Below are 25,157 nucleotides of genomic sequence, written 5' to 3'. Positions count from 1 at the left end.
ATCGAGGAACGCCGGTGCGCAATTCAGCGAGCAGGCATCAGGCCTGAGAACTGACAGCACCAAGCGGCGCGTCCGACGCGGAAGCCCTTCCGTCGCTGGCGCCACCGCGCTGCCTACCGGCTCCAACGCTCCGCGGGTAGGCAGTTGGTGCCGGGCGAGCCGTAGACGACAGTGCCCGACGGGTCCCCGTAGCAGTGGTCGAACTCGTCCGACGGACGAAAGAGCGGACGGCGGTCGATTTCGGCACCGGTGTCGTCGTAACTGACCAACTCGGCGCCCTCGTTGGCGTTGGCATCCTCGGTGATCAGGCCAAACACACCGTTGGCCAACCGCGCGGTGGTCGTCTGCCCATCCCCGTGTTCGAGCACCAGCCGGTGCACCCGAGCGCTGACCCGGCCAGTCGCCGCGACGTCGCCGCCGTTGACTCTGCTGGACACGAGCAGGAGTCGCTGGACCGGGCCGGGCAACCAGTTCCGTTGTGGCCAGTCCCGTTCACTGCTGGCGGCCCCGCTGATCTCCTGATGTGGCGCCGCGGAGACTTCACAGGTGAAGTACCCGGTCTCCGATATGAAAAGTGCCACGGCCCGGTGGTCCTGCTCGGCGGCCACGGCCAACTGGTCCATCGACACCGGAAGCCGCTCCATCTCCTCGTTCCACGACAGGCACTGCTCCATTGATCGGCGCAGCGACGGTGACAGTTCGCTCGGACCCATCGCCAGATGCCGCACATCGTCGCCACTCGGCACCATCGCCACACCGGCGACCATGGCCGCAGCCGTCGCCACGGTGGCCACTCCGAGCCGTAGCGCCCGGCGGGATCGCGGACGATGGACAGAGGCCATCAGATCCGAACGCATCCGCGCCGCCGCGTCGGGCGGCAGATCCCGCTCGACAGGCGTTTCGAAAATGCCCTTCATCGCTCATCCTCCTGCTTGGTTCCGTCGACGACCATCCGTGCCAGTCGGGCCCGTGCGCGGCTGACACGTGATCGGAGCGCGCCTTCGTTGATGCCGAGGACCGCGGCCGCCTCGCCGTACGGCACGCCCGACCAGAGACACAGGGCAACGGCTTCGCGCTCGGCGCGAGGTAATCGGCGTACGACCGCCAGGACGTCGGCCATCTGCCGTTCGTCATCGAGCCGAGCGACTATGTCGTCCGCCGGGTCCGCCTCCACCCCACGCCCCGGCGGCAACCTCCGCAGGGCTGCCAACCACCGCCGGGCCGAGCGCCACTCGGTGCGGGTCGTGTTGGTGGCGACCACCAGCAGCCACGGCAGCGCCAACCCGTCGACCAGGACCGCTGCTTCGCCACGCCTACGCCACGCGACCAGGAAGGTGGACTGCGTCACGTCCTCGGCGAGCGTCCACGAGCCGGTGAGCCGGAACGCGTGGTTGTAGACCGCCCGGGCGTACCGGTCGAAGAGCCGGCCGAACGCGACCTCGTCACTGGCTGCGATGGCCGACCACAGATCTTGGTCGGACGGTTGTATCTGGCTCGTCACACCTGACTATCGCCGGTCGGGCCGAACCTGTTGCAGTCGTCTTCCGGGGTGATCGGCGCGCGAAGGCAGGAATCGACCGGATCGAATGGGTCACCGCCTGGGGTCACTTGACGGCCGTGGGAGTCTCGCCGAGTGCTGATCAGAGCAATCCTCGGGGCCGTCATCACCGCCGTCGGGTGCGCGGGGGCGGTTGTCTTCGCCTATGCCGTGATCCTGGTCGGCGTGAAAGGCCAACGCGCCAGCGAACGGGCGTGGGGGCGGGCGGCCAAGCTGCCCCGAGCTGTCTTCGCTGGCTACTTCGGCGCTGCCGGTCTTGCTCTGCTGTCGACGGCGCACCTGGCCCTGTTCTACCGCGACGAAGAGTGGTTCTGGCTGATCGCGCCCCAACAGGGAGCGGTGGTGCTGTCTCTTGCGGCGGGATGGCTCGCGATGCACAGGATGGGCAGGTCCGCACACCAGTAGCGGCCGCAGCAACGTCGAAGGCCCCGGCGAGGGACTCGCGTCCTCACCAGGGCCTTCGTACGTGGAGCGGGTGACGGGAATCGAACCCGCACTGTCAGCTTGGGAAGCTGATGTTCTGCCATTGAACTACACCCGCAGGCGGCACCACTGTACCCGAGTGGTCGATCCGGTGCACCCAGGCACCCCCGCGAGCCCACCACCCCAGGCGCCCAGGAAGAAGTTTCCGGACGGCAACATATGCCCGTTCTCAAATGCGTCGATGGGTTGTAACGTCTGCCACACGTTGCCAGCCACGGCGTGACACACCCCCTGCCGCGCCGCCAGAAAGAGGTGGGCCCATGGGACCCCGTCCCAACCTGCTGACCCGGCGTGCTGCCGGTGTCGCGTCGACGACCCTCGCGCTGCTGCTCAGCACCGCTGCGGTGGGCGTCGTTCCGGCCGCTTCGGCCTTCTCCGCGGCGCCCGGTGGCGCCTGCGTGGAGCCAGCCGACAGTCACTCCAACGCCCGGCTCAAGCCCGGTGCGGCGGCCAAGCACGACCCGAACGAGTTGACCGCGCAGCAGGTCCGCGAGCGGGACGCGGACCTCGCCGCTGCGTTGCGCGAGCGCGCCAACTTCCGCACCGGCGCAGGCGCGACGGCGCTGGCCACGGTCACCATCCCGGTGGTGGTGCACGTGATCCAGGAGAACAGCACCCGGGCCGGCGGCAACATCCCCGACTCGTTGATCACCTCGCAGATCACCGTGCTCAACCAGGCATACGCCGGTGCGACCGGCGGAGCGGTCACCGCGTTCGCCTTCCGACTCGACAAGATCAACCGGGTGACGAACCCGTCGTGGTACCCGATCGTGCAGGGCTCGTCGGCGGAGCGGTCGATGAAGTCCTCGTTGCGGGTGGGCGGCAAGAACACCCTCAACATCTACCTCGGTGAGCTCAGCAACGACCTGCTGGGCTGGGCGACCTTCCCGCAGCGCAAATTGAGCAGCATGGACGGCGTGGTCGCGCTGAGCGAGTCGCTGCCGGGCGGCACCGCCACCAACTACAACCAGGGCGACACGGGCACCCACGAGGTGGGCCACTGGCTGAACCTCTACCACACCTTCCAGGGCGGGTGCGGCGGCTCGGGTGACAGCGTCAGCGACACCCCGGCCGAGGCGTCGCCGGCCTACCAGTGCCCGACCGGGCGCGACACCTGCTCGGCGACCGGGCTGGACCCGATCACCAACTTCATGGACTACACCTACGACTCGTGCATGTACCAGTTCACCCCCGGGCAGGCCAGCCGGATGCTGACCGCGTGGAACGCGTACCGGGCGGCATAACTTCCCTGCGTACGACCGGTGCCGGCCCCGTCACGACGGGGCCGGCACCGGTTGTCTTTCTCCCCAGGACCAGGTCAGGCCGCCGAATACTGGACGTTGCGGCTGCGGTGGGCCGGGCGAGCCTGCGGTACGGCTGAAGGTGCGGCCGGGGCCAGCGGATCGAGCCACACCTGCACCGCCGGACCGCCGACGGCGACGCCGAGGCCGTGCTGCTCCCGGCGGGCCAACATCGCCACGTCGACGGTGAACTCGAACAACCGCCAGTCGACCTGCGGCTCCGCCCGGGCGCCCTGCGCCAACCGTGCCAGCTGGAGCGGATCGGTCACCGGACGGGCGCGACCCGCCACGTACGCCTCGTCGTCGCTCTCCTCCGGCGGGAACGAGTGCAGCGCGTAACGGCCGTCGCGTTCGAGATCGCGGCGCTTCGGAGAGTCGACGATGAAGCAGAACAAGCCCTCGTCGGTGATGACCGGGGAGACCGGATGGACCCGGGGCCCGCCGTCGGCGCGAACCGTGGCCAGGTAGCCGAAGCCTGGCCCGTACTGCTGGAGGAGAACGCGGATCCCGTCGGCGAGTCGGGGCTCGTCGGCGGCGAATTCGGACCAGGAAGCCATGTGGGCATTCTATCGAACAAATGTACGAGTAGCGACCTCGACTCGCTGGTCATCGGCACCGAATCCTGGCACTTTCGGCAACGCAGCTATGGTGGTCCGATGCTGCTCTCCGACCGCGACCTGGTCTCCGAGATCAAGGCCGGCACGCTGGGCCTGGAGCCGTTCGAGCCCACCCTGGTGCAACCCTCCAGCATCGACGTCCGACTCGACCGGCTGTTCCGGGTCTTCAACAACCACCTCTACACGCACATCGATCCGGCGATGCAGCAGGACGACCTGACCTCTTCGGTCGAGGTGCCCGACGGGGAGCCGTTCGTGCTGCACCCGGGCGAGTTCGTGCTGGCCTCGACGCTGGAGGTCATTTCGCTGGGCGACCAGCTCGCCGGCCGACTGGAGGGCAAGAGCTCCCTGGGCCGGCTCGGGCTGCTCACGCACTCCACCGCCGGCTTCATCGACCCGGGGTTCTCCGGTCACGTGACGCTGGAGCTCTCCAACGTGGCGAACCTGCCGATCACCCTCTGGCCGGGCATGAAGATCGGGCAGCTCTGCATCTTCCGGCTCTCCTCGCCGGCCGAGCACCCGTACGGCTCGGCGGTCTACGGCTCGCGCTACCAGGGCCAGCGGGGTCCGACGCCCAGCCGCGCCTGGCAGCACTGGCGCACCTGGCCCACCCGCTGACGGGCTGAGGCACCACGGTCGGACGACGAGGGCCCGCCGCGACCGATCGCGACGGGCCCTCCTGGTCACCCAGGATCAGCCTGGGCGGCCGTAGCTGTGGATCGGGCCGTCGTCGACCTTCTTCATCTTGACCGGTTGACCGGCCTGCGAGGCGTGCACCACCCAGCCGTTGCCGACGTACATGCCGACGTGGTGGATGTCGCTGTAGTAGAAGACCAGGTCGCCGGGGCGCAGGTCGGCCTTGCTGACGTCCTTGGTGACGCGGCTCTGCTGAGCGGCGTTGTGCGGCAACGACACCCCGGCCTTCGCCCATGCGGCCAGCATCAGCCCGGAGCAGTCGTACGAGTTCGGGCCCTCGGCACCCCACACGTAGGGCTTGCCGATCTGCGCGCAGGCGAACTTGACCGCCGTGCCCGCAGCGCCGCCGGGATAGCTGCCGGGGCAGGGCGCCGGACGCAGCGGACCGCCGCCCCCGTTGCCGTACACCTTGAGGCGCAGCTTCTGCAGCCGGTCGATCTCCTCGTTGATCTGCTTCTTCTTGGCCGCCAACTGGGCCTCGGTGCGGGCCAGCTGGGCCACCATCTCGTCCAGCGGCGCCTTCTGCGCGGCCAGCTCGTCGCGCAGGTCGGCGACCTCGCGTACGTCCTGCTGCTGGTTGTGCGCGAACCGGTCGAGCATTTCGAGCTGGCTGACCACCTCGCTGGGTGACCGGCTGCCGAGCATCGCGTTGACGGTCGAGACGGTCTCACCCTTGTACGCGCGTACGGCCAGCGCGCTGACCTTGTCCATCGCGGCGTCGACCTGCCGCTCGAGCGGGGCGATGCGGGCGGCCAGCGCGTCCGCCTGCTTGCGCTTGACGGCGAGGTCGGAGCGGGTGGCGTTGTGCCGTTCGATGATCGGTTCGAGTGTGTTCCAGTCGGCGTCGATCTGGCGCTCGATCTCGGCGACGGACGGGTCGGCGTGGGCGGCCGTGGCGCTGCCCGTCAGGACGACGGCGACGCCGACCAGTGCGGCGAGAGCGGTGGTGAAGCGGGACCAGCGTGGGCGCGGCACGATCGGCGTCGGGACGGCGAATGCCGACCGCTCGGACGACGGCCGCGGGGCATGGAGTGCCACCGGGGTTCCGTACTCCTTCTTCCTGACCGCCTACCGGGTTAGCTGACGGGTTCGGGCGGGAAGTCGGCGCCCTACCGCAGTGGCTGCGGATTCACCCCGAGGGACGTGGGTCCCCGGTTCGCTCGGAAACGACTCGGCGGTGTCGGTCCGTTACCGCCCGGGATGGGCGGAGCTGCTGTCGGGCCGACAAATGACCAGAGTAGAGACGCCCGTTACCGATCCGCAACCCGTACGGCCGTGACACTCCGTACCGATCGGGTGGGGGTCACCGACCGTGTGTGAAGAATTCTTTCTCAACATGTCGATAGATGGAAAGGTATTGACGCGGACTCTCCAGCGGCGCGATGGTGACCTGACCTCTACCCGCGAGAATCTAGGGGGTTCGATGCACCATCCAACAGTGTCGGCCGGCTGGCGCGCGCTGCTCGCCACGACCGTCGTCGCCGCCGCGAGCGCGGTGCCACTCCCCACGGCCGCCACCGCCGCACCCACCGCCGATCGCCAGCAGCAGTACGCCGCCGCAGCGACCGAGTACGGCGTGCCGACGGGCGTGCTGCTCGGCGTCTCCTATCTGGAGTCCCGCTGGGACAGCAACGCCGGCACACCGAGCACGAGCGGCGGCTACGGCCCGATGCACCTGACCGACGCCCGCCACGTTGCCGCTCTACCAGGGCGCGGCCACCACGACGCCGGCGCCGAGGACCCACGCGGTGACGACTCCCGGCCCTCCCGGGTGCCCGCAGCCCGACCCGTCGAGGCCCCCGCACCGACCGCCGCCGCGTTGCAGACCGTGGACGCGGCGGCCGCACTGACCGGCGCCACCCCCGAGGCGCTGCGCACCGACGCGGCGGTCAACATCCGGGGTGGGGCCGCGTTGCTCAGTGCGTACCAGCGAGAGTTGGGTGCGCCGGTCGGAGCGGACACCGACCCGGCGGCCTGGTACGGCGCGGTGGCCCGCTACGCCGGTGCGGACAGCGCCGACGCCGCCGCGGCCTTCGCCGACGAGGTCTTCACCACCATCGCCGCGGGCGAGTCCCGGATGACCGACGACGGCCAGCGGATCACCCTGCCGGCGCGCGCGGTACAGCCCGAGCGCTCCTGGTTGGACCGGCTGGGCCTGCGCCGGTTGGCCCGCCCGGACGGGCTGGAGTGCCCGCGCACCATCTCCTGCGAGTGGATCCCGGCACCCTACGAGGCGTTCGGCGACGGGGACTACGGCAACCACGACCTCTCCGACCGGCCCGCCCGGCAGAAGATCGAGTACATCGTCATCCACGACACCGAGGCGAGCTGGGCGACGACCCTGAAACTCGTCCAGGACCCGACGTACGTGAGCTGGCACTACTCGCTGCGCTCGGTCGATGGGCACATCGCCCAGCACGTCAAGACCAAGGACGTCGGCTGGCACGCGGGCAACTGGTACGTCAACGCCAAGTCGATCGGTCTCGAACACGAGGGCTTCGCCGCGCAGGGCACCTGGTACACGGAGGCGATGTACCGGACCTCGGCGAAACTGGTGCGGCACCTGGCGCTGCGGTTGGGCATCCCGCTGGACCGCCAGCACATCATCGGCCACGACAACGTGCCCGGCACCGTCGCCTCGACCGTGCGGGGGATGCACTGGGACCCGGGCCCGTACTGGGACTGGACGCACTACTTCGACCTGCTGCACGCGCCTCGGCTGGACACCGGCACCCCGGCCACCGGGCTGGTCCGGATCGACCCGGACTACGCCACCAACCAGCCGGCGTTCACCGGTTGCGTCACCGTGGGCGTCCCGTGCGCACCGCGCGGCTCCTCGTTGGTGGTGCTGCGGAGCGCGCCGTCCGCGGACGCGCCGCTGGTCAACGACATCGCGCTCCGACCGGACGGCACCCCGAACACGATGGCCGTTTCGGACCACGGGGCCCGGGCGTCCGCCGGGCAGACGTACGCGCTCGCCGGACGGCAGGGCGACTGGACCGCCATCTGGTACCTCGGGCAGCGGGCCTGGTTCCACAACCCGGCGTCCGCGCCGACCGCCAGTTGGACCGTCGGCGTCGTGGCCACGCCGAAGCCCGGTCGGACGACCATCCCCGTGTACGGAAGGGCGTACCCGGAGGAGGCGGCGTACCCGGACGGGGTGCCCTACCAGACGATCTCGCCGCTGCAGTACACCCTGGCCGCCGGACAGCGGTACGCAGTCGGCGCGGTGCTGGCCGGCGAGTACTACCGGGCCAGCACGTTCGACGGCTCGTCGCCGGGCGACTGGACGGTGATCCGCGGCAAGAACCGCTACGCGCAGATCCAGTTCGGCCACCGCATCATGTACGTCGATCTCGCTGACGTGCAGTTGCTGCCCTCCCCGGTGGGCGCGCCCCGCTGACGAACAACGACGGCCCCCGGTCGGTGACCGGGGGCCGTCAGTGCGTGAACTGGATCAGCCAGGTCTGCGGAACCCGGCGACCGGCATGGTGTTGATGCTGGACACCTGCACCGGTTTGCCGGCACGTGGCGCGTGCACCATCTGGTTGTTACCCAGATAGAGCCCGACGTGACTCAGCCCGGAGAAGAAGAAGACCAGGTCGCCGGGGCGAGCATCAGCTCGCGCAACGGCCTTGCCCTCGTTCCACTGGTCACCGGTGTGGTGGGTCAGGGAGATCCCGGCCGCCTTGTAGGCGTACTGGGTCAGCCCCGAGCAGTCGAACGAGTTCGGGCCGGTGGCACCCCAGACGTACGGCTTGCCGACCTTGCCGCAGGCGGTCCTGATCGCGGTGCGGGCGGCCTCGCTGACCACTCCGTTGATGGTCGGGCAGGCCGCGGTCTTTACCGTGGTCTTGGGCATCGACGCCTCGAGCTGCTTGATCTCGGCGTCGATCTGCTTCTTCTTGGCCGCCAGGTCGTTCTGCTGCTTGGTCTGGGTGACGATCAGCTCGTCCAGCTTCTGCTTCTCGCCGTCGTACTTGGCCCGCACGGCCAGCACGCCCTCGACCTCCTTGCGTTCCTGCGCGGCCAGCCGATCGAGCACGGTGAGCTGCTCGGCGAGCGTGTCCGGCTTGACGCTGACCAGCAGCGAGCCGATGTCGTGCGACGGTCCGGAGATGTAGTAGCGGGAGGCGAGGTCGCCGACCCGGTTGAGCGCCAGCTCGCTCTGGAGCGCCAGCGGCTCGATCTTCTTCTGCAGGCCCGCCGACTTCTGTCGATTGACCTTCAGCTGCGCCCGGACCTTGTTGTACTGCTCGATGGTGGGCTCCAGCTGCTCCCACTTCTTGTCGATCTGCGCCTCGATCTCGTCGACCGTCGGATCGGCGTGCGCCGGTGCGGCGAGCAGACCGGCGCCGACTGCGGCGGCGGCGACCAGGACGAGCAGACGGTGGACGCCGCGGCGCAGGCCACCTGGCCGAGCAGACGTGTTCAGGCCGTGACGATGAGGGGGCATGGTTGCCACCGGCATCGACTCCTTTGCAACCGACCGCCGGGCGCCTCGCGTGAGGGAAGGGCCGAGGCAGACGACCCACAGCGGTCGGTGCCTCACATTAGGGAAGCTCGGAGCGGTTATCAAGGTGAGCGCAGTAACCATCACTGTCGTGCAACCGCTTGCACACCAAGGGTATTCGCCGATTACCCAACGATTGCGGTCAATACATCGTCGAGTGTGACCACGCCGAGAGGGCGCCGGCCGTCGCTGACCAGCACCATGTGCCGCCGCTCGCGGCGCATGGCCAGCAGCAGATCGGCCAGCGTACGCTCTGGCGGCACCACCGCCAGCGGTCGGTAGACCCGGGCGGGCACCGGCGACCGGCGACCCTGCCCGGCGTACCCGAGCACGTCCTTGACGTGCACGAAGCCGAGCACCCGACGGGTCGACCGCTGCACCACCGGGAACCGGGACCGGCCGGTCCGGGTCGCCAACACCTCCAGCGACGCCGGTGAGACGTCCTCGGCCACCGTCACCACCGTCGACCACGGCTGCAGCGCGTCCGCCGCCGTGCGGCTGTGCAGGGCCAGGGCACCGGTGATCCGGGCGTGCTGCTCCTCGTCGAGCAGACCCTCCGTACGCGCCTGGGAGACGAGCCCGGCCAGTTCCTCGGCGGTGAACACCGTCTTCACCGCCTCGGACGCCTCGATGCGCCAGAACGCGAGGACGCGGCGGGCCGCCCACTTCATCGCGAGCAGTAGCGGCTTGGTGGCCACACAGAACGCCAGCATCGCCGGGCCGAGCCACAGTGCCGAGACCTCCGGACCGGCCAGCGTGATGTTCTTCGGCACCATCTCGCCGACGACGGTGTGCAGGAAGACCACCACGCCCAGTGCCAGCACGAACGCCACCGGATGCACCGCCCGCTCGGGCAGGCCGGCCGCGTGGAACGGAGGTTCCAGCAGGTGGGCCAGCGCAGGCTCGGCGATCGCGCCCAGACCCAGCGAGCAGACCGTGATGCCGAGCTGCGCGCCAGCGATCATCAGCGGGATCTGGTTCATCGCCGACAACGCCCAACGGGCCCGCTTCGATCCGGCGGCCAGCGGCTCGATCACCGTCCGGCGGGACGCGATGAGCGCGAACTCACTGCCCACGAAGAACCCGTTGCCGAGCAGCAGCAGCACTGTCACCAACAGCTCAGTCATCGTCGTCCGGCTCCGCCGGGCGCAACACCCGGACCTGCTCGATCCGGTGCCGCTCCACCTCCACCACTGTGAACTCCCAGCCGTCCGCCTCGACCGTCTCGCCGGCCAGCGGAATGTGCCCGAGCCGAGCCATCAGGAACCCGGCCAACGTCTCGTACGGGCCCTCGGGCAGCCGGAAGCCGGTCTGCTCGGCCACCTCGTCGGAGCGGAGCACCCCGTCAACCAGCACGGTGCGCTCACCGCCGGGCACGGTCAGCTCGCCCGCGTCAGCGTCATCCACGCTGGCCGGGTCGAACTCGTCGGCGATCTCCCCGACCAACTCCTCGACGAGGTCCTCGATCGTCACCACGCCGTCCGTCCCGCCGTACTCGTCGACCACGATGGCCAGATCGGCGCCTGCCGCCTTCAACGCGGCCAGGACGCCGTCCAGGTCGAGGCTCTCCGGCACGTACACCGGCTCGCGGGCCACCGACCCGACCATGGTCGACGCACGCTCGGCCAGCGGCACGCCCAGCGCGTCGGGCACCCCGGCCACGCCGGTCACCAGGTCCAGCGTCTCCTCGTACACCGGGAAGCGGGTCCGTCCGGTCCGCCGGGACTCCTCAAGCAGCTCGGCCACGGTGGCCGTGACGCGCAGCGCGACCACGTCCACCCTGGGGGTCATCGCCTCGGCGGCCCGCTTGTCGCCGAACCGGATCGTGCGGCGCAGCAGCATGGCAGTGTCCGTCGGCAACGCACCGGCCCGGGCCGAGATGGCCGCCAGCAGGCCCAGCTCCTCCGGTGAGCGGGCGCTGGCCAGCTCCTCCTGCGGCTCGACACCGAGCGCCCGCACCAGCCGGTTCGCCGAGCCGTTCAGCCCCCGGATCAGCCAGCCGAACGTCCGGGAGAAGGTGTGCATCGGCCCGGCCGTGGCCAACGCCGCCGGCATGGGCCGGGCCAGCGCCGCGTTCTTCGGCACCAACTCGCCGAAGAGCATGGAGATCAGCGTGGCCAGGGCCAACGCGAGGAACGGGGTGTAGCGCCCGGTGTTCTCCCCGACCAGCGGGCGCAGCAGCGGGCTGAAGAGTCGGGCCAGGGCCGGTTCGGCCAGGTAGCCGGTGAGCAGCGCGGTGATGGTGATGCCGAGCTGGGCGCCGGAGAGCTGGAAGGAGAGTTCACGCAGCGCAGCGCGTACCGTCAGGGCGGCCTGGTCGCCTGCGGCGGCCCGCCGGTCGATCTCCGCGCGGTCGACAGTGACCAGGGCGAACTCGGCCGCGACGAAGAACGCGTTGCCCGCGGTCAGGGCAACGAACCCGACCAGGGGCAGCAGCGTCGTTAAGAGTAGGCCGTCGATGTCGCCTCACCTCGGCGAGATTCTTGCACGACAACGGCGGCCCTTCGGGGCCGCCGCCGTCGATGTTCAGATCCCAGATGTACGCGCCTCAGCCGACCGGCGCCGTCTCCTTGCCGCCCTGCGGCTGCTCCGGCTTGACCGAGCGGAGCAGCACGCTCGCCACGTCGATCACCTCGACCTGCTCGCCGGCGCCCTTGCCGTTGACGCCGTCGTTGAGCATCGTCGAGCAGAACGGGCAGCCGACGGCGACCGTCTTCGCGCCGGTGGCCATGGCCTCCTCGACCCGGTCCACGTTGATCCGCTTGCCGATCTTCTCTTCCATCCACATCCGGGCACCGCCGGCGCCGCAGCAGAAGGAACGCTCGCTGTTGCGCGGCATCTCGGTGAGGTCGCCCTCGATGGCGTCCCCGAGCACCTCGCGGGGGGCCGCGAAGATCCGGTTGTGCCGGCCCAGGTAGCAGGGGTCGTGGTAGGTGACCCCACCGTCGACCGGCTGCACCGGGGTGAGCTTGCCGGTGGACACCAGGTGGGCCAGCAACTGGGTGTGGTGGACCACCTCGAACTCGCCGCCGAGCTGGCCGTACTCGTTGCCCAGGGTGTTGAAGCAGTGCGGGCAGGTCGCCACGATCTTGCGCTTGGCCTTCTCCCGACCCTCGAACGCCTCGTTCAGCGTCTCGACGTTCTGCTGGGCGAGCATCTGGAAGACGAACTCGTTGCCGATCCGCCGCGCCGGGTCACCGGAGCAGGTCTCGCCCTCGCCCAGGATCGCGAACTTCACCCCCGCCTCGTTGAGCAGGGTGGCCACGGCCCGGGTGGTCTTCTTGGCCCGGTCCTCGAACGCGCCGGCGCAGCCGACCCAGAACAGGTACTCGAAGTCGTCCACCTCGCCGACCCGGGGCACCTCGAAGTCCAGGCCCTTGGTCCAGTCCTCGCGGGTGTTCTGCGGGGCGCCCCACGGGTTGCCCTTGTTCTCCAGGTTGCGCAGCATCACGCCGGCCTCGGAGGGGAAGCTCGACTCGATCAGCACCTGGTAACGGCGCATGTCGACGATGTGGTCGACGTGCTCGATGTCCACCGGGCACTGCTCGACGCAGGCGCCGCAGGTGGTGCAGGACCAGAGGACGTCCGGATCGATGACACCGCCCTCCTCGGCGGTGCCGATCAACGGCTTGTCGGCCTCGGCCAGGGCCAGCACGTCCAGGTGCGCGAGCTGCGCCTGGGTGGCCTTCTCCTCGCCGGTCAGGTCCTTGCCGCCACCGGCCAGCAGGTAGGGCGCCTTGGCGTAGGCGTGGTCACGCAGGCTCAGCACGAGCAGCTTGGGCGACAGGGGCTTGCCGGTGTTCCAGGCCGGGCACTGCGACTGGCAGCGACCGCACTCGGTGCAGGTGCTGAAGTCCAGCAGTCCCTTCCAGCTGAACTGCTCGACGTGGGCGACGCCGAACTGGTCCTTCTCGGGGTCGGCCTCCTCGAAGTCGAGCGGCTTGCCCTGGCTCGTCATCGGGCGCAGCGCCCCGAGGCCGGAGCCGGCCGGCCGGGTCGGCTCGCGCTTGAAGAAGATGTTGGGGAACGCCAGGAAACGGTGCCAGGCGACACCCATGGTGACGTTCAGCGAGATGACGATCAGCCAGGTCATCGAGATAATGATCTTGATGACAGCGGCGACGCTCGTACCGTCCTGCCAGTCGGGCAGCACCGCGCCGACGGCGTGGCTGACCGGAGTGGCCCAGAACGGGTACTCGAAGTGGTCGGTGGCGACCTTGAAACCGCGGATCAGCAAGCCGAAGATCAGGACCAGCAGCACGATCCACTCGACGAAGTAGCCCTGCCACATCGTCGAGCCGGTGAACCGGGAGCGACCGCCCGGCCGGTTCGGCCGGTTGCGCAGCCGGATCGCCATCAGCACCAGGATGCCGACCAGGCCCAGCACGGTGATGACCTCGGTGGCCAGGCCGAAGATCGTCCAGTGCCCGATGATCGGCAGCCCGCCGGTCGGGGTGACCACCTCGAAGTAAGCCTCGAGCACCAGCAGCGACAGCACGATGAAGCCGACCATCACGAACCAGTGGGCGGCACCCACCACGCCCCACTTGAGCATCCGCGTGTGGCCGGCGGTCTCCACCAGCATCGTCTTCGTGCGGGCGCCCTTGTCCGTGAACCGCTCCGGCGCGGGCTGCCCGAGCCGGATGACTGCCGTCATCTTCAGGACCGCACGCACCGCAAGCCACACCGCCACAGCGGTGATGGCGGCCGCGAGGATCGTGGTGACGATCTGGACGCTGCCCATCGAGTTGGCCTCCCCGGTCTGCTACCTGATGACCTCGCTGCGCTCGGTCATGCAGTGCAGCCTACGCGAAGGTTACCCAGCAGTAACGTGAGTCATCTCGCAGTAGGCCACGCTGCCTGCGGACACCATAGGGTGCCCCACCCGATCCTGCCGGGCAGGGGCTCGATGAGGTGATGCGAAACCGCCGGTGCGGCGACGCCGAGCCGGCTCAGCGCCAGCGGGAGAGCAGCGCCAGCGAGGCGACCATCGCGCCGAAGCCGACCGCGAGGTTCCAGTAACCCCACGCCATGACCGGGTACTCCTGCTCAGACAGGTAGTAGACGACCAGCCAGCCGATCCCGGCGACGATCAAGGCGACCGCGGTGACCGGCAACCACACCGGGCTAGGCTTGCGCGACGACGCCGTCGTCGTCGGACGGACGTCCGTCGGCGGGGTGTACACCTTCTTCTTACGGACCTGAGACTTGGGCACGGCGCTCTCCAGAGGGGTGACGACCTCGTCCGGCCTGACAACCGGGCGCCGGGGCGACGGTCCATGGCCAATAATGTTCGAGAGCTAGCGTAGTCCCGATTGCCCGCTCGGACCACGAATGGGGTCAGGCCGGTGCACGGAGTGACCGAAAGAGGCGGGACTGTTCGCATCACCGGCCCGGCCGGAGCGGACCGATCCCTGATACGCGGAAGGAACGCTCGGTGGAGTACACATCCGGCGCAACCTCCTGGCAGAAGGTCCTGCGCCGGGCCGCCGCCGGGCTGCTGCCCCGGCGACCGCGTCAACGGCGTCCGGGCTGGTCGATCGGGGTGCCCCTGATCGCCGCCGCGGCGGGGCTGCTCTTCACCACTTCCGCGACCACAGCCGACGGCACCGCCCTGCGCGAGGACCGGCGACCCCAGCTCAACCAGCTCATCGAGGAGCGGCGCGAGCAGGTGGCGGCAAGCGAGCGACGGGCCGCCACGCTGCGCGGCGAGGTCGAGCAACGCACCAACACGCTCGCCGGCTCGGACACCCCGATCAAGAGTCAGCAGAATCGTGCCCGGGGCAGCCTCCAGGCCGCCGGGTTCAGCGCCCTCGCCGGCCCCGGGGTGACAGTGGAGCTCAACGACGCGCCGCAGCTCGACCAGACCCAGTCGGACGCCAGCAACGACGACCTGGTGGTGCACCAGTCTGACGTACAGGCGGTGGTCAACGCGCTCTGGGCCGGCGGAGCGGAGGCCATGTCAATCATGAATGTCCGCGTGCTCACGACCAGCGCGGTACGCTGCGTCGGTAACACCCTGCTGCTCCATGGCCGGGTGTACTCCCCACCGTTCAAGATCGTGGCGATCGGCGATCCCGCTGCCCTCCAGCAGGCCCTCGCCAGCTCTGAGGGAGTCCGGTTGTTCAAGGACGCGGTCGACGACTACCAGCTCGGTTACAAGGAAACGACCTCCACGGTGCGGGTCCCGGCATTTGAGGACTCAACCGCCCTGCGCTCGGCTACGGTGCCCAAATGAGTGGGCCGGACGAGCGTCGCGACGGGCGACACCGGAATCAGACCGACGAGCCGACCGATTTCCTTCCCAAGGTCGACCGTCCCGAGCCGGCACCCCGGCCGACCCCGGCCGGCAACTGGCCCGAGCCGGTGCTGCCGAGCAGACCCGCTGCGCCGCGCCCGCTGACGAACCCCGAGCCTCCCCGCGCCACCGAGCCTCCCCGCGCCACCGAACCTCCCCGCACTCCAGAGCCTCCCCGCACCCCGGAGCCGCTGCGCGCCGCCGAGCCTCCTCGGGACGACCGGCCTGCTGTGCCCCCGCCTGGCCGCACCGACAATCCCGGACGTGTCGACCATCCGGGACGACAGGGCGCCAGCCGACCCGACCCGGCCCCGGGTCGCCCAGGTGTCGAAGCGCCTCCGCCCTGGCCGGGCAACACGGCGCACAGGCCGAGCCCGCACGGTGGAGCCGGCCTGCCCCCTTCGGCGCCCACCGGCCCACCGCCGACCCCGACCAACCAGGGCCCGGTTCGACCCGCTGCCCCCGGCAACGTCCCGACCCGACCTTCCTGGCCCGGTGCCTCGTCCACGCGACCGGCCGGAGCCGCCTCGACCCCGCCACCGGCGACCGGCGACCGGCCGGGCGCTGCCCCGACCAGCCCGGGCGCTGCCGGCGGAATGCCGACCCACCCGACCTCGGGCATGCCGGGCCGGCCTGCCCCGTCCGGCCCCTCGACCCCGCCGGTTGCCGACTCGCCGACCGCGTTCATACCCCAGGTCCCCGCCCGACCCGCACGCCCCACCGGCTCCCCGGCCGCGCCGATCTCACCGGCCGCCCCCGACCGCGTGTCGGCAGCCGGGCAGGACAACTTCTTCCCGGCCGGCCCGGGTCGAGTCCCGCCGGCCGCGCCGGGTCGGGTCCCTCCGGCCGCGCCGGGTCGGGTCGTCGACCCGGGCGCCACGGCGTTGATCCCGGCCGTGCCCGCCACCCCCGCAACCCGGCCGCCAGCCATGGACTCGACGGCGCTGATGGGTGCCGTGCCCCGCGCCTCGGTCCCCGACGATCAGACCGGTGGCGGCGACAACCCCGCCGAGCCTCCTCGACCCCGGCGCGGCGAACGGGTCATCCAACTCCGGCCACATCAGACCGGCGAGGGCTACAAGAGCGTCTACTCCGAGCTGACCCGGCCGTCGCTCGGCTCCCGGATCCGCACCGGCATCCGCGTCACCGGCGAGGTCCTGATCACCTTCGGCCTCGTCGTGCTGCTCTTCGCCGGCTACGAGGTCTGGGGCAAATCAGCCATCGTCGACGCCCACCAGAACGACCTCAACAGCCAACTCGCGCAGGAGTGGGGCCCGACCGACGATCCGACAATGGCTCCATCGGTCGGCCCGAGCGTCAAACCGTCGCCACCGGTACGCGGCAAGCCGCTCGCAGGCCTCTACATCCCCAAGCTCGACAAGAACTGGGTCGTCGTCGAGGGCGTCACCCAACAGGACATCCGCTACGCCCCGGGCCACTACCCGGCCAGTGCGCTGCCCGGCCAGGTGGGCAACTTCTCCGTCGCCGGCCACCGCAACCGGGCCACCTTCTGGCGACTGGACGAGCTCGACGACGGCGACGCGATCGTCGTCGAGAGCAAGACCGACTGGTACGTCTACCGGGTGTCGCAGTCGCGGATCGTCCGACCGACACAGGTGGAAGTGGTGGCACCGGTGCCCGGCGATCCGGACAAGAAGCCGACCAAGCGGATGCTCACCCTGACCACGTGCAACCCGAAGTTCGACAACTACCAGCGCCTGATCATCCACGCCGAACTGGACCGCACCCAACCCAAGTCAGCGGGCCGCCCGGCGGAGCTGGGAGGCTGATCCGATGTACGCGTTCATCTGGCGCAAGCTGCCCTTCGGCCTGGTCGGAAAGCTGACCGGCTCGGTGCTCCTGGTGGCCGCCACAGTGGCCCTGCTCTGGTATGTCGCCTTCCCGTGGGCCGAGCCCCTGCTGCCCTTCGACGACGTGCAGGTCGAGTCCGGTGTTCCCGCGGAGTCCGGTGACAACGCCCCGGTGACCGGTGACACGCCGGCCGGCGACGAGCACGAGCTGCCGTACGACACCGACCAGAACAATCCCGTTCCGTCCTCCCCGAGCAGGTGACCATGCGGGTTCTGGTGATCGACAACTACGACTCGTTCGTCTTCAATCTCGTGCAATACCTGGGCCAGCTCGGCGTGGACTGTGAGGTCCGCCGCAACGACGAGATCGACGTCGCGGAGGTGGGCAGGGTCGGCGCGGACGGCGTTCTGCTCTCACCGGGGCCGGGCAGTCCTGACCGCGCCGGCATCTGCCTGGACGTCATCCGGGAGTACGCGGGCGAGCTGCCGATCTTCGGTGTCTGCCTCGGCCACCAGGCGATCGGTGAGGCGTTCGGGGCGACCGTGACCCGCGCTCCCGAGCTGCTGCACGGCAAGACCTCCGAGGTCCGGCACAACTCGGTGGGCGTCCTCGCGGGCCTGCCCGACCCGTTCACCGCCACCCGGTACCACTCACTCGCCGTGCTCCCCGAGACGCTCCCCGACGAGCTGGAGGTGACCGGCTGGACCGGCTCCGGCGTGGTGATGGCGATGCGGCACCGCACGCTGCCCATCGAGGGCGTCCAGTTCCACCCGGAGTCGGTGCTTACCGAGGGCGGCCACCTGATGCTGGCCAACTGGCTGGCCGGTTGCGGTCACCAGGAGGCGCTGGAGCGGGCACCCGCGCTCGCCGCCGAGGTCGACGCCCGCCGACTGGCCGCATTCGCCACCAGCTGAGGCTCCGCCACCCGGGCCCGGGTCAGCTCCGTAGCGCGTTCTGGACCGCCGGGTCAGCGGGCGAGCGGACCGCCGGCGCGCGGCCGCGGAGCGCGTCCCACGCCGCCTTGCCACTGGCAAAGTAGTCACGGACCGACTTCTCGGCCAGCAGGGCGGGGCCGCAACCGTCGCACCGGGCGACCACCCCGTCGACGTCGAGGCCGAGATGTCGACACAGCGTCACCGCCCGGGACAGGTGGTAGGACTGGGTCACGATCAGGGCCCGCTCGACGCCGTACACCTCACGCGCGCGGGCGCAACTGTCGTAGGTGTCCAGACCGAACGGGTCGGCCACGACGCGTCGCGGGTCGACACCTCGCTCGGTGAGGTACGACGTCATCACGGCCGGCTCGTCACCCGATGTGCCGCCGCCGTCGCCCGAGACGAGGACGACAGTTGCCCGTCCGCTGGTCACCAGTGCGGCGGCGGTCTCCAGGCGACCGGCGAGCCGATCACCTGGCCGCTGCCGATCGGCCGACACCGCGGTGCCGAGGACGATCACCACGTCGGCGGACGGCGCATCCGCCTCGTCGTGCACGTGGCCGCGCGCGGCAAAGGTCGTCCACAGCCACGGAAGGCTGACGAGGATCAGCACGGCGATGCCCAGGACGACCACCCGGCGGAGGCGACGAAACCGGCCGCTCACCGGCCCGGAGGCTTCGACGTCTGTCATCCCGATGGCCGAGCCCGAGGGCGTCGGGCTAGTCCTCGGGAAGCCGGGTCGGCGGGGGCGGGAACGGCAGGCCGATGCCGCCCCCGTTGCCGGGAGTGGTCGGCGTGGCAGACGGCGTGACCGTCGGCGTCACGGTGGGCGTCGGGTCGGTCTCCGGCTCCGGCTGACTCACCTTGATGGTCACCCTCGTGCCGGTCGGCTTCTTCTCCCTGCCGTTCGGGCTCTGGTCGGTGACCTTTCCCGCCTCGGTGGCGGGCACCTCCGGCCCGTTCTGCACGACGACCGTGAAGCCGTCGTTCCGGAGGACCCGGGTGGCCTCCTCCTGGCCCAGCCCCACGACGTCCGGCACCTCACGGACCTTGCCGTTCGAGACGGTGAGCGTGATCTTCGTGTTTTCCGGGACGCTCTCGCCCTCGGGCGGGTCGACTTTGAGAACCTCGTCCTGGCTGGCCTCGTCGTCCACCGTCTTGATGTCGTACTTGAGCTTCGCCTCGGTGAGCCGGGCGATGGCGCTCTCCCGCTTGCTGCCCTTGAGCCCGGCCGGAACGCGCACCTCGGGAACGCCGCCACAGACCTGAATGGTGACAGTTTCGCTCTGCTTCAGTCGGCTGGTTGGTGCCGGATCCTGGTTGACGACGTTACCCTTGGTGCAGTCGCTTGCCAGCACCGGGTCACCCACCTTCGGGGAGAGCCCGGCGTTGCGGATCTCGGCGATCGCGACGGCCTGGCTCTTGCCGGTGAGGGCGGGCACCGACTTGTTGGCCTTGTCCTGCTGCTGACTCCAGAGCAGGGCCGCGACCAGGGCGATCACCGCCAGCACGCCGACCGCGCTGAACGTCGCGATCAGCCAGGAGGACGCCTTGCGTTGGCGCGGATCGCCCACCCGGGCCAACTGCCCGGTCTGCGGCCCACCGGCGGGAGCCGGGTAGCCGCCCCGGCCCGCGGCCGGCGCCATCGCCACCGTCTCCGCCTCGGTCATGACCGGGGTGGCCAGCACGGGCCGGCCGGCGGCGGCACGGAGCAGGTCGGCCCGCATCTCGCCAGCACTCTGGTAGCGGTTGAGCGGGTTCTTCGACAGCGCCTTCAGGACGATCGCGTCGATCGCCGGGGTGACATCCGGGTTGATGTCGCTCGGCGTCGGCGGCGTCTCCCGTACGTGCTGGTAGGCGACGCTGACCGGGCTGTCCCCGACGAACGGCGGGTGCCCGCAGACCAGCTCGAAGAGCACACAGCCGGCCGCGTACACGTCGGAGCGGGCGTCGACGGCCTCACCGCGCGCCTGCTCCGGGGACAGGTACTGGGCCGTGCCGATCACCGCGCTGGTCTGCGTCATGGTGGTCGCACCGCTGGCGAGCGCGCGGGCGATGCCGAAGTCCATCACCTTGACCTGGCCGGTCTGGGTGAGCATCACGTTGCCCGGCTTGATGTCGCGGTGGATGATGCCGTGCCGGTGGCTGAACTCCAGGGCCGCGCACATGTCGGCGCAGATCTCCAACGCCCGGCGCGGCTGCAACCGCCCTTCGGCGCCGAGGACCTCCTTCAAGGTCCGCCCGTTGACGAACTCCATCACGATGAACGGCAGTGTCTCGCCGGTCGGCGCGGTCTCCTCGCCGGTGTCGTAGACCGCCACGATCGCCGGGTGGTTGAGCGAGGCGGCGTTCTGCGCCTCCCGGCGGAATCGCATCTGGAACGTCGCGTCCCGGGCCAGGTCGGTACGGAGCATCTTGATCGCGACGTCCCGACCGAGCCGGAGGTCGCGACCGCGGTGCACCTCGGCCATGCCGCCGTAGCCGAGCAGCTCGCCGACCTGGTACCTGCCACCGAGCAGGCGGGCCTGCGCTGTCATCGCGTCTGTCGTCCTTCGCTCGTCGTCGTCCCGCCGTTGCCCGGCTGGAGTCGTACCTCTCGACGGTACGACGTTCGGGTCGGATCGTCGCGCCCGTCGAGTCGTAGCGCGCCGGACGTCACGGCACGTGGAGTCATTCCGGCGTGTTCACCGGCCTGCGACTGCTTCCGCAGGTTGTAGGAAATCACGCCGGAGCAGAGTAGGACCAGCACGGCCAACAGGATGGCCAGAAGGACCATCCCGGGCCGGGACCGGCGGGGACCGGGCGACGGCACCGACGGGCCGGCCTGCCGGACGTACGCCGGTGAGTGTTCCTGGCGGGGCGGTGCCGACGGCACCGAGGCCGCGCCGCGCGGATACCCGTTCGGTGCCATCGGCGGCCGGGCGGGCTGGACTGCCGGCGCGACGGCGGTGGGGCGCGGCTGCTGCTGGGCTGGCACGACCGCTGTCGGCCTCGGCCCGGCGGCCGGTGGGCGGGCGCCTGGCGGGCGCATCTGGTGTGCCTGCGGCACCTGGGCCCGGCCGGGCGCGGCGGGCGATGCCGGCGCCACGGAGACCGGCCCGGAGTTGCCACCGGCCCGAGCCTGCTGGGAGAGCGTGACCTTGAGCTGGCGGGCGACCCCGGCGAGTGCGGCGGCGCTCGGCCACCGGGCCGCCGGGTCCTTGGCCAGCGCCCGTTCCACCACCTGGCGCACCTGCGGCGGGATGTCGGCGGGCAACGGCCGGGGCTTCTCCCGCACGTGCTGCATCGCGATGTCGAGCGGGTTGTCACCCTCGAACGGGCGCCGACCGGCCAGGCACTGGTAGGCGACAACCCCGAGCGCGTACACATCGGATGCCGGGGTCGCCACGCCGCCGGTGGCCTGCTCAGGCGAGATGTACGAGGCGGTGCCGAGCACCGAACCGGCGGCGGTGAGCTGGCCGACCATGTCGGAGCGGGCGATGCCGAAGTCGGTCAGCACCAGCGTGCCGTTCGGCCGGACCAGCAGGTTGCCCGGCTTCACGTCGCGGTGCACGATGCCCTTCTCGTGCGCCGCGTGCAACGCGTCCGCGGCCTGGGCGACGAGGGCCATCGTCCGGGCCGGGGTGAGCCGGCCGACCCGGCTCAGCGTGGACGACAGGGCGTCGCCCTCGACGTACTCCATGACCAGGAACGCGATCTGCTGGTCGTTGCCGAAGTCGTAGACGTCGACCACGCCCGGGTGGTTGATGGTGGCCATGGTGCGAGCCTCACCGCGGAACCGCTCGGCGAAGTCCGGGTCGTCGAGCAGCGCGGGCAGCAGGCTCTTGACCGCGACCGTCCGGCCGAGCACCTGGTCGGTGCCGCGCCAGACGTCGCCCATGCCGCCGCTGGCGATCCGCTCGTCGAGACGGTAGCGGTTGCCGAGCTGAACGCCGGGGCTCAGCATCAGCGACCCCCGGGGTCGGCGATGGCGGCCTTCATGACCTGGCCGGCGATCCGGGCCGCCTCGGCGCTGCCGCCGGAGCCGGCCTGCTCCAACATGACGCAGACCGCGGAGACCGGCGTGCCGTTCTTGTCCAACGCGAAGCCGATGAACCAACCGTGGTCGGGCCGGTCCGGAGCGGACTGCGCGGTGCCGGTCTTGCCACCGACCGTGTAGCCGTTGATCGCGGCCTTCCGCCCGGTGCCGTTCTCGACCACGCTGGCCATCATCTCGCGCAGGTCGGTAGCGACCTGCGCGTCGACCGGCTGGCGCAGCTCACGGGCCTTGGCTGTGTAGTAGCTGGTGGTCCGGTCCGGAGCGAGCAACTGCCGCACCAGGTACGGCCGCATCTGACTGCCGTTGTTGGCGATCGCACCGGCGATCATGGCGCCTTCGAGCGGGGTCATCGTGACGTTGTTCTGGCCGATCGAGGACTGGGCCAGCGCGGCCGGGTCGGTGCTGCCGTCGGGATTCTGCATGTCCCCGGTCCGGCTGGCCTCCGTGCGCAGGCCTCCCTCACCGAGCTGACCGACGGTGAGGTCCTCCTGCTCGAAGCCGAACTGCCGGGCCTTCTCCTTGAGGGTCTCGGCACCGAGCCGCACACCGAGCTGGGCGAAGCCGGTGTTGCACGACTCGGTGACCGCCTCCATCAGGGTCACCTTCGGCTCCGGGCAGATCGACGCAGCGGCGTTGCGGATCGGGCTGCCCGAGGTGGGCGGGGTCCAGCTGGAGCCGGCCGGGATCTGGGTCGTCTTGCTGATCCCGTTCTCCAGCGCCGCCGCGGCGACCACGATCTTGAAGGTGGAGCCCGGCGGCAGCGTCTCGGAGAGCGCGCGGTTCTTCAGCGGGCCGTCCGGGTCCTGTTCCAGCTTGTTGAACGCCGCAGTTGCCTCGGTGCCGTCGTGGCTGGCTAGGGGGTTCGGGTCGAAGCTGGGCATGGAAACCAGCGCCTGAACGGCGCCGGTACGCGGGTCGATGGCGATCACCGCGCCCTTCTTCGCCCCCACCTGGTTGTTGCCCAGCTGGTCGTACGCCACGTCCTGAGCCCGCTTCGAGAGCGTGAGCAGCACGTTGCCGCCACCGGTGTCGTCGCCGGTGAACATGTCCTTGAACCGGTCGCCGATCAAATTGTCGCTGGTGCCGGCCAGGAAGTCGTTCTCCACGCGCTCGATGCCGGTTTCGGCGAGGTTGACCGGCTTGTAGCCGAGCACGTGGGCGTACTTCGCGCCGCCCGGGTAGGTGCGCTGGAACTTCAGCTTGCCGGTGGTCTCCTTGCTGGTGGCCAGCGCGGTGCCACCAGCTTCGATGTTGCCGCGCTTGCTCTTGTAGTCGGCGACCTGGACCCGATCGTTGTAGTCGCTGGTGCGGTATTCGTCGGCCTTCTGGAACTGAACCCAGTTGAGGTTCGCGAAGAGCAGGCCGAACAGGACCATGACGACAACGCCGACGCGGCGCAGTGGTGCGTTCACGGCTTGATCACCTCCGTGGGAGCACCGTGCAGCTGCTCGGGCGGGCCACCGGCGGGTCGGGCAGCCTTGCTGGCGCTCCCGCCCACCGGCCGGCGGGCTCCGTCGGAGACCCGCAGCAGCACCGCGATGAGCAACCAGTTGGCCATCAACGACGAGCCACCGGCGGACAGGAACGGGGTGGTCTGACCGGTCAGCGGGATGAGCTTGCTGATCCCGCCGACGATCACGAAGACCTGGAGGCCGAGGGTGAACGCCAGACCGCCAGCGAGCAGCTTGCCGAACGAGTCCCGGACCGCGAGCGCGGCACGCAGCCCTCGCTCCACGATCAGCAGGTAGACGACCAGCAGCGCGGAGAGGCCGAAGAGGCCGAGCTCCTCACCGAGGCCGGCGAAGATGAAGTCGTTCTGCACCTCGGGCAGGATCTCCGGCTGGCCGCCGCCCGGCCCCGCACCGAAGAGCCCGCCCGTGCCAAGGGCGAGCAGCCCCTGGACGAGTTGGTAGCCCTTGTCGGTCGGGTCGGCGAACGGGTCCAGCCAGATTTCCGCACGCACATAGAAGTTGGCGAACGGCCCGCCGACCGTCGAACCGAGGACGTAGGCGAGATAGGCGCCGCCGAAGAAGAGCACCAGGCCGATCAGCAGCCAGCTGACCCGTTCAGTGGCGATGTAGAGCGTCACCACGAACATGCCGAAGTAGAGCAGCGAGGTGCCCAGGTCCTTCTCGAAGATCAGGACGAGGAGGCTGACCAACCAGACGCCGACCACCGGGCCGAGGTCCCGTCCACGGGGAAAGTCGATGCCGAGGAAGCGTCGACTGGCCAGCGAGAGCACCTCGCGCTTACGGACCAGGTAATAGGCGAAGAAGACCAGCAGCGCCAGCTTGGCGAACTCACCCGGCTGGATGGAGAAACCGCCCACCCGGACCCACAGCTTCGCACCGTTGATCTCGGAGATGCTCGACGGCAGCACCGCCGGGAGCATCACCAGCACGATGCCGGCCAACCCCAGGGTGTACGCGTACCGGGAGATCGACCGGTGGTCACGCATCAGGGCGAGCAGCCCGGCGGCGAGGATCACCGAGGCGAGCGTCCACGCGAGCTGCCGGCCCCCGATCCCGGCGAAGATGGCCAGGCTCTCGCGCTCGGGCACCGGGGCGTCGCCGAGGTCGATCCGACGCAGGAAGCCCACCCCGAGCCCGTTGAGCAGGGCCACCGCCGGCAGCAGGGCCGGGTCGGCGAACGGGGCGAGGAACCGGATGACCAGGTGCAACCCGAGGAAGACCGCACCGAGCGCGGCTGCGGGCATCCAGAAATCCGGGGTGACCGTGTCCAGCAGGTTCGCTTCGACGGTCGCCCCGTACGCGGCCACCAGCACCATCGCGAGCAGCAGCAGGGACAGCTCGGCGTTGCGGCGCGACCGCGCCAGGCGTACGCCGGACTGCTCGCCCGCGGTGGCGGGCGAGGGTGCCGGTGTGGCCGCTACGGTCACGGGTGG

Annotated in this window: 22 protein-coding genes, 1 tRNA gene and 1 riboswitch; of the genes, 8 read left to right on the top strand and 15 right to left on the bottom strand. The window is 70.2% G+C overall.

Going from position 1 to position 25,157, the window contains the following annotated elements; all coding sequences use genetic code 11:
• Positions 1–113: 113 nt before the first annotated feature.
• A complete protein-coding gene (locus tag FBZ33_RS31525) occupies positions 114–917 on the bottom strand; it encodes a hypothetical protein (RefSeq protein WP_141912051.1) in 804 nt (267 codons plus the stop codon).
• Complete coding sequence (locus FBZ33_RS31520; RefSeq protein ID WP_141912049.1) at positions 914–1,501, bottom strand: RNA polymerase sigma factor; 588 nt, start codon at positions 1,499–1,501, stop codon at positions 914–916. Before FBZ33_RS31520 ends, FBZ33_RS31525 begins: the two co-directional genes overlap by 4 nt.
• 132 nt (positions 1,502–1,633) lie before the next feature.
• Here FBZ33_RS31520 and FBZ33_RS31515 point away from each other — a divergent pair, with 132 nt between their 5' ends.
• Complete coding sequence (locus tag FBZ33_RS31515; RefSeq protein ID WP_141912048.1) at positions 1,634–1,963, top strand: hypothetical protein; 330 nt, start codon at positions 1,634–1,636, stop codon at positions 1,961–1,963.
• 62 nt (positions 1,964–2,025) lie between these two features.
• Here FBZ33_RS31515 and FBZ33_RS31510 read toward each other — a convergent pair.
• A tRNA-Gly gene (locus tag FBZ33_RS31510) sits at positions 2,026–2,099 on the bottom strand.
• Positions 2,100–2,301: 202 nt separating this feature from the next.
• On the opposite strand from FBZ33_RS31510, the gene FBZ33_RS31505 reads away from it, so the two are divergent.
• A complete protein-coding gene (locus FBZ33_RS31505) occupies positions 2,302–3,285 on the top strand; it encodes a zinc metalloprotease (protein WP_141912046.1) in 984 nt (327 codons plus the stop codon).
• A 74-nt stretch (positions 3,286–3,359) separates the two neighbouring features.
• Here FBZ33_RS31505 and FBZ33_RS31500 read toward each other — a convergent pair whose 3' ends face one another.
• Positions 3,360–3,899, bottom strand: a complete 540-nt coding sequence (locus tag FBZ33_RS31500; RefSeq protein WP_141912044.1) for a pyridoxamine 5'-phosphate oxidase family protein — start codon at positions 3,897–3,899, stop codon at positions 3,360–3,362.
• A 99-nt stretch (positions 3,900–3,998) separates the two neighbouring features.
• On the opposite strand from FBZ33_RS31500, the gene dcd reads away from it, so the two are divergent.
• Positions 3,999–4,577 carry a dCTP deaminase gene (dcd, locus tag FBZ33_RS31495; RefSeq protein ID WP_099856866.1) on the top strand — a complete coding sequence of 193 codons (579 nt, stop codon included), beginning with the start codon at positions 3,999–4,001 and terminating at the stop codon, positions 4,575–4,577.
• A 75-nt stretch (positions 4,578–4,652) separates the two neighbouring features.
• Here dcd and FBZ33_RS31490 read toward each other — a convergent pair whose 3' ends face one another.
• A complete protein-coding gene (locus tag FBZ33_RS31490) occupies positions 4,653–5,693 on the bottom strand; it encodes an NlpC/P60 family protein (protein WP_141912043.1) in 1,041 nt (346 codons plus the stop codon).
• A gap of 13 nt (positions 5,694–5,706) precedes the next feature.
• Positions 5,707–5,842, bottom strand: a riboswitch (cyclic di-AMP (ydaO/yuaA leader).
• Positions 5,843–6,093: 251 nt separating this feature from the next.
• Here FBZ33_RS31490 and FBZ33_RS31485 point away from each other — a divergent pair.
• A complete protein-coding gene (locus tag FBZ33_RS31485; protein ID WP_255509082.1) occupies positions 6,094–8,058 on the top strand; it encodes an N-acetylmuramoyl-L-alanine amidase in 1,965 nt (654 codons plus the stop codon).
• A gap of 54 nt (positions 8,059–8,112) precedes the next feature.
• On the opposite strand, the gene FBZ33_RS31480 is transcribed toward FBZ33_RS31485, so the two are convergent.
• From FBZ33_RS31480 to FBZ33_RS31460, 5 genes are all read right to left on the bottom strand, one after another.
• Positions 8,113–9,126, bottom strand: a complete 1,014-nt coding sequence (locus tag FBZ33_RS31480; protein ID WP_141912040.1) for a C40 family peptidase — start codon at positions 9,124–9,126, stop codon at positions 8,113–8,115.
• A gap of 167 nt (positions 9,127–9,293) precedes the next feature.
• Entirely contained in the window at positions 9,294–10,295 is a 1,002-nt protein-coding gene (locus FBZ33_RS31475) for a hemolysin family protein (RefSeq protein ID WP_088950863.1), read from the bottom strand.
• Positions 10,288–11,601, bottom strand: coding sequence for a hemolysin family protein (locus FBZ33_RS31470; protein ID WP_141912038.1), 1,314 nt, complete (start codon positions 11,599–11,601; stop codon positions 10,288–10,290). The genes FBZ33_RS31475 and FBZ33_RS31470 overlap by 8 nt, the downstream gene beginning before the upstream one ends.
• A 115-nt stretch (positions 11,602–11,716) precedes the next feature.
• Positions 11,717–13,912, bottom strand: coding sequence for a (Fe-S)-binding protein (locus tag FBZ33_RS31465; protein WP_141912037.1), 2,196 nt, complete (start codon positions 13,910–13,912; stop codon positions 11,717–11,719).
• A 208-nt stretch (positions 13,913–14,120) separates the two neighbouring features.
• Complete coding sequence (locus tag FBZ33_RS31460; RefSeq protein ID WP_088950861.1) at positions 14,121–14,384, bottom strand: cell division protein CrgA; 264 nt, start codon at positions 14,382–14,384, stop codon at positions 14,121–14,123.
• Between the two features lie 221 nt (positions 14,385–14,605).
• Here FBZ33_RS31460 and FBZ33_RS31455 point away from each other — a divergent pair, with 221 nt between their 5' ends.
• From FBZ33_RS31455 to FBZ33_RS31440, 4 genes are read left to right on the top strand one after another with little or no spacing between them, the layout of a single operon-like run.
• On the top strand, positions 14,606–15,406 hold the full coding sequence (locus tag FBZ33_RS31455; protein ID WP_141912035.1) for a DUF881 domain-containing protein: 801 nt from the start codon (positions 14,606–14,608) through the stop codon (positions 15,404–15,406).
• A complete protein-coding gene (locus tag FBZ33_RS31450; RefSeq protein WP_141912034.1) occupies positions 15,403–17,256 on the top strand; it encodes a class E sortase in 1,854 nt (617 codons plus the stop codon). Before FBZ33_RS31455 ends, FBZ33_RS31450 begins: the two co-directional genes overlap by 4 nt.
• A gap of 4 nt (positions 17,257–17,260) precedes the next feature.
• Positions 17,261–17,539 carry a hypothetical protein gene (locus tag FBZ33_RS31445; protein ID WP_088950858.1) on the top strand — a complete coding sequence of 93 codons (279 nt, stop codon included), beginning with the start codon at positions 17,261–17,263 and terminating at the stop codon, positions 17,537–17,539.
• Positions 17,540–17,541: 2 nt separating this feature from the next.
• Positions 17,542–18,192: an aminodeoxychorismate/anthranilate synthase component II gene (locus FBZ33_RS31440; protein ID WP_141912032.1), complete on the top strand. Its 651-nt coding sequence runs from the start codon at positions 17,542–17,544 to the stop codon at positions 18,190–18,192.
• Positions 18,193–18,214: 22 nt separating this feature from the next.
• Here the strand turns inward: FBZ33_RS31440 and FBZ33_RS31435 are convergent, their stop codons facing one another.
• Genes FBZ33_RS31435 through FBZ33_RS31415 form a run of 5 tightly spaced genes read right to left on the bottom strand, consistent with a single transcriptional unit; the run spans position 18,215 to position 25,151 of the window.
• Entirely contained in the window at positions 18,215–18,904 is a 690-nt protein-coding gene (locus FBZ33_RS31435) for a vancomycin high temperature exclusion protein (protein ID WP_141912031.1), read from the bottom strand.
• Between the two features lie 28 nt (positions 18,905–18,932).
• On the bottom strand, positions 18,933–20,750 hold the full coding sequence (pknB, locus tag FBZ33_RS31430; RefSeq protein ID WP_141912029.1) for a Stk1 family PASTA domain-containing Ser/Thr kinase: 1,818 nt from the start codon (positions 20,748–20,750) through the stop codon (positions 18,933–18,935).
• Entirely contained in the window at positions 20,747–22,159 is a 1,413-nt protein-coding gene (locus FBZ33_RS31425; protein WP_141912028.1) for a serine/threonine-protein kinase, read from the bottom strand. Before FBZ33_RS31425 ends, pknB begins: the two co-directional genes overlap by 4 nt.
• Positions 22,159–23,664: a penicillin-binding protein 2 gene (locus tag FBZ33_RS31420; protein ID WP_141912026.1), complete on the bottom strand. Its 1,506-nt coding sequence runs from the start codon at positions 23,662–23,664 to the stop codon at positions 22,159–22,161. The genes FBZ33_RS31425 and FBZ33_RS31420 overlap by 1 nt, the downstream gene beginning before the upstream one ends.
• Entirely contained in the window at positions 23,661–25,151 is a 1,491-nt protein-coding gene (locus FBZ33_RS31415; RefSeq protein ID WP_141912025.1) for an FtsW/RodA/SpoVE family cell cycle protein, read from the bottom strand. Before FBZ33_RS31415 ends, FBZ33_RS31420 begins: the two co-directional genes overlap by 4 nt.
• Between the last annotated feature and the right edge of the window lie 6 nt (positions 25,152–25,157).

This window comes from Micromonospora sp. A202 (genome assembly GCF_006715105.1).
Classification (GTDB): Bacteria; Actinomycetota; Actinomycetes; order Mycobacteriales; family Micromonosporaceae; genus Micromonospora; species Micromonospora zamorensis.
This window is presented reverse-complemented; position numbering and strand designations above follow the sequence as displayed.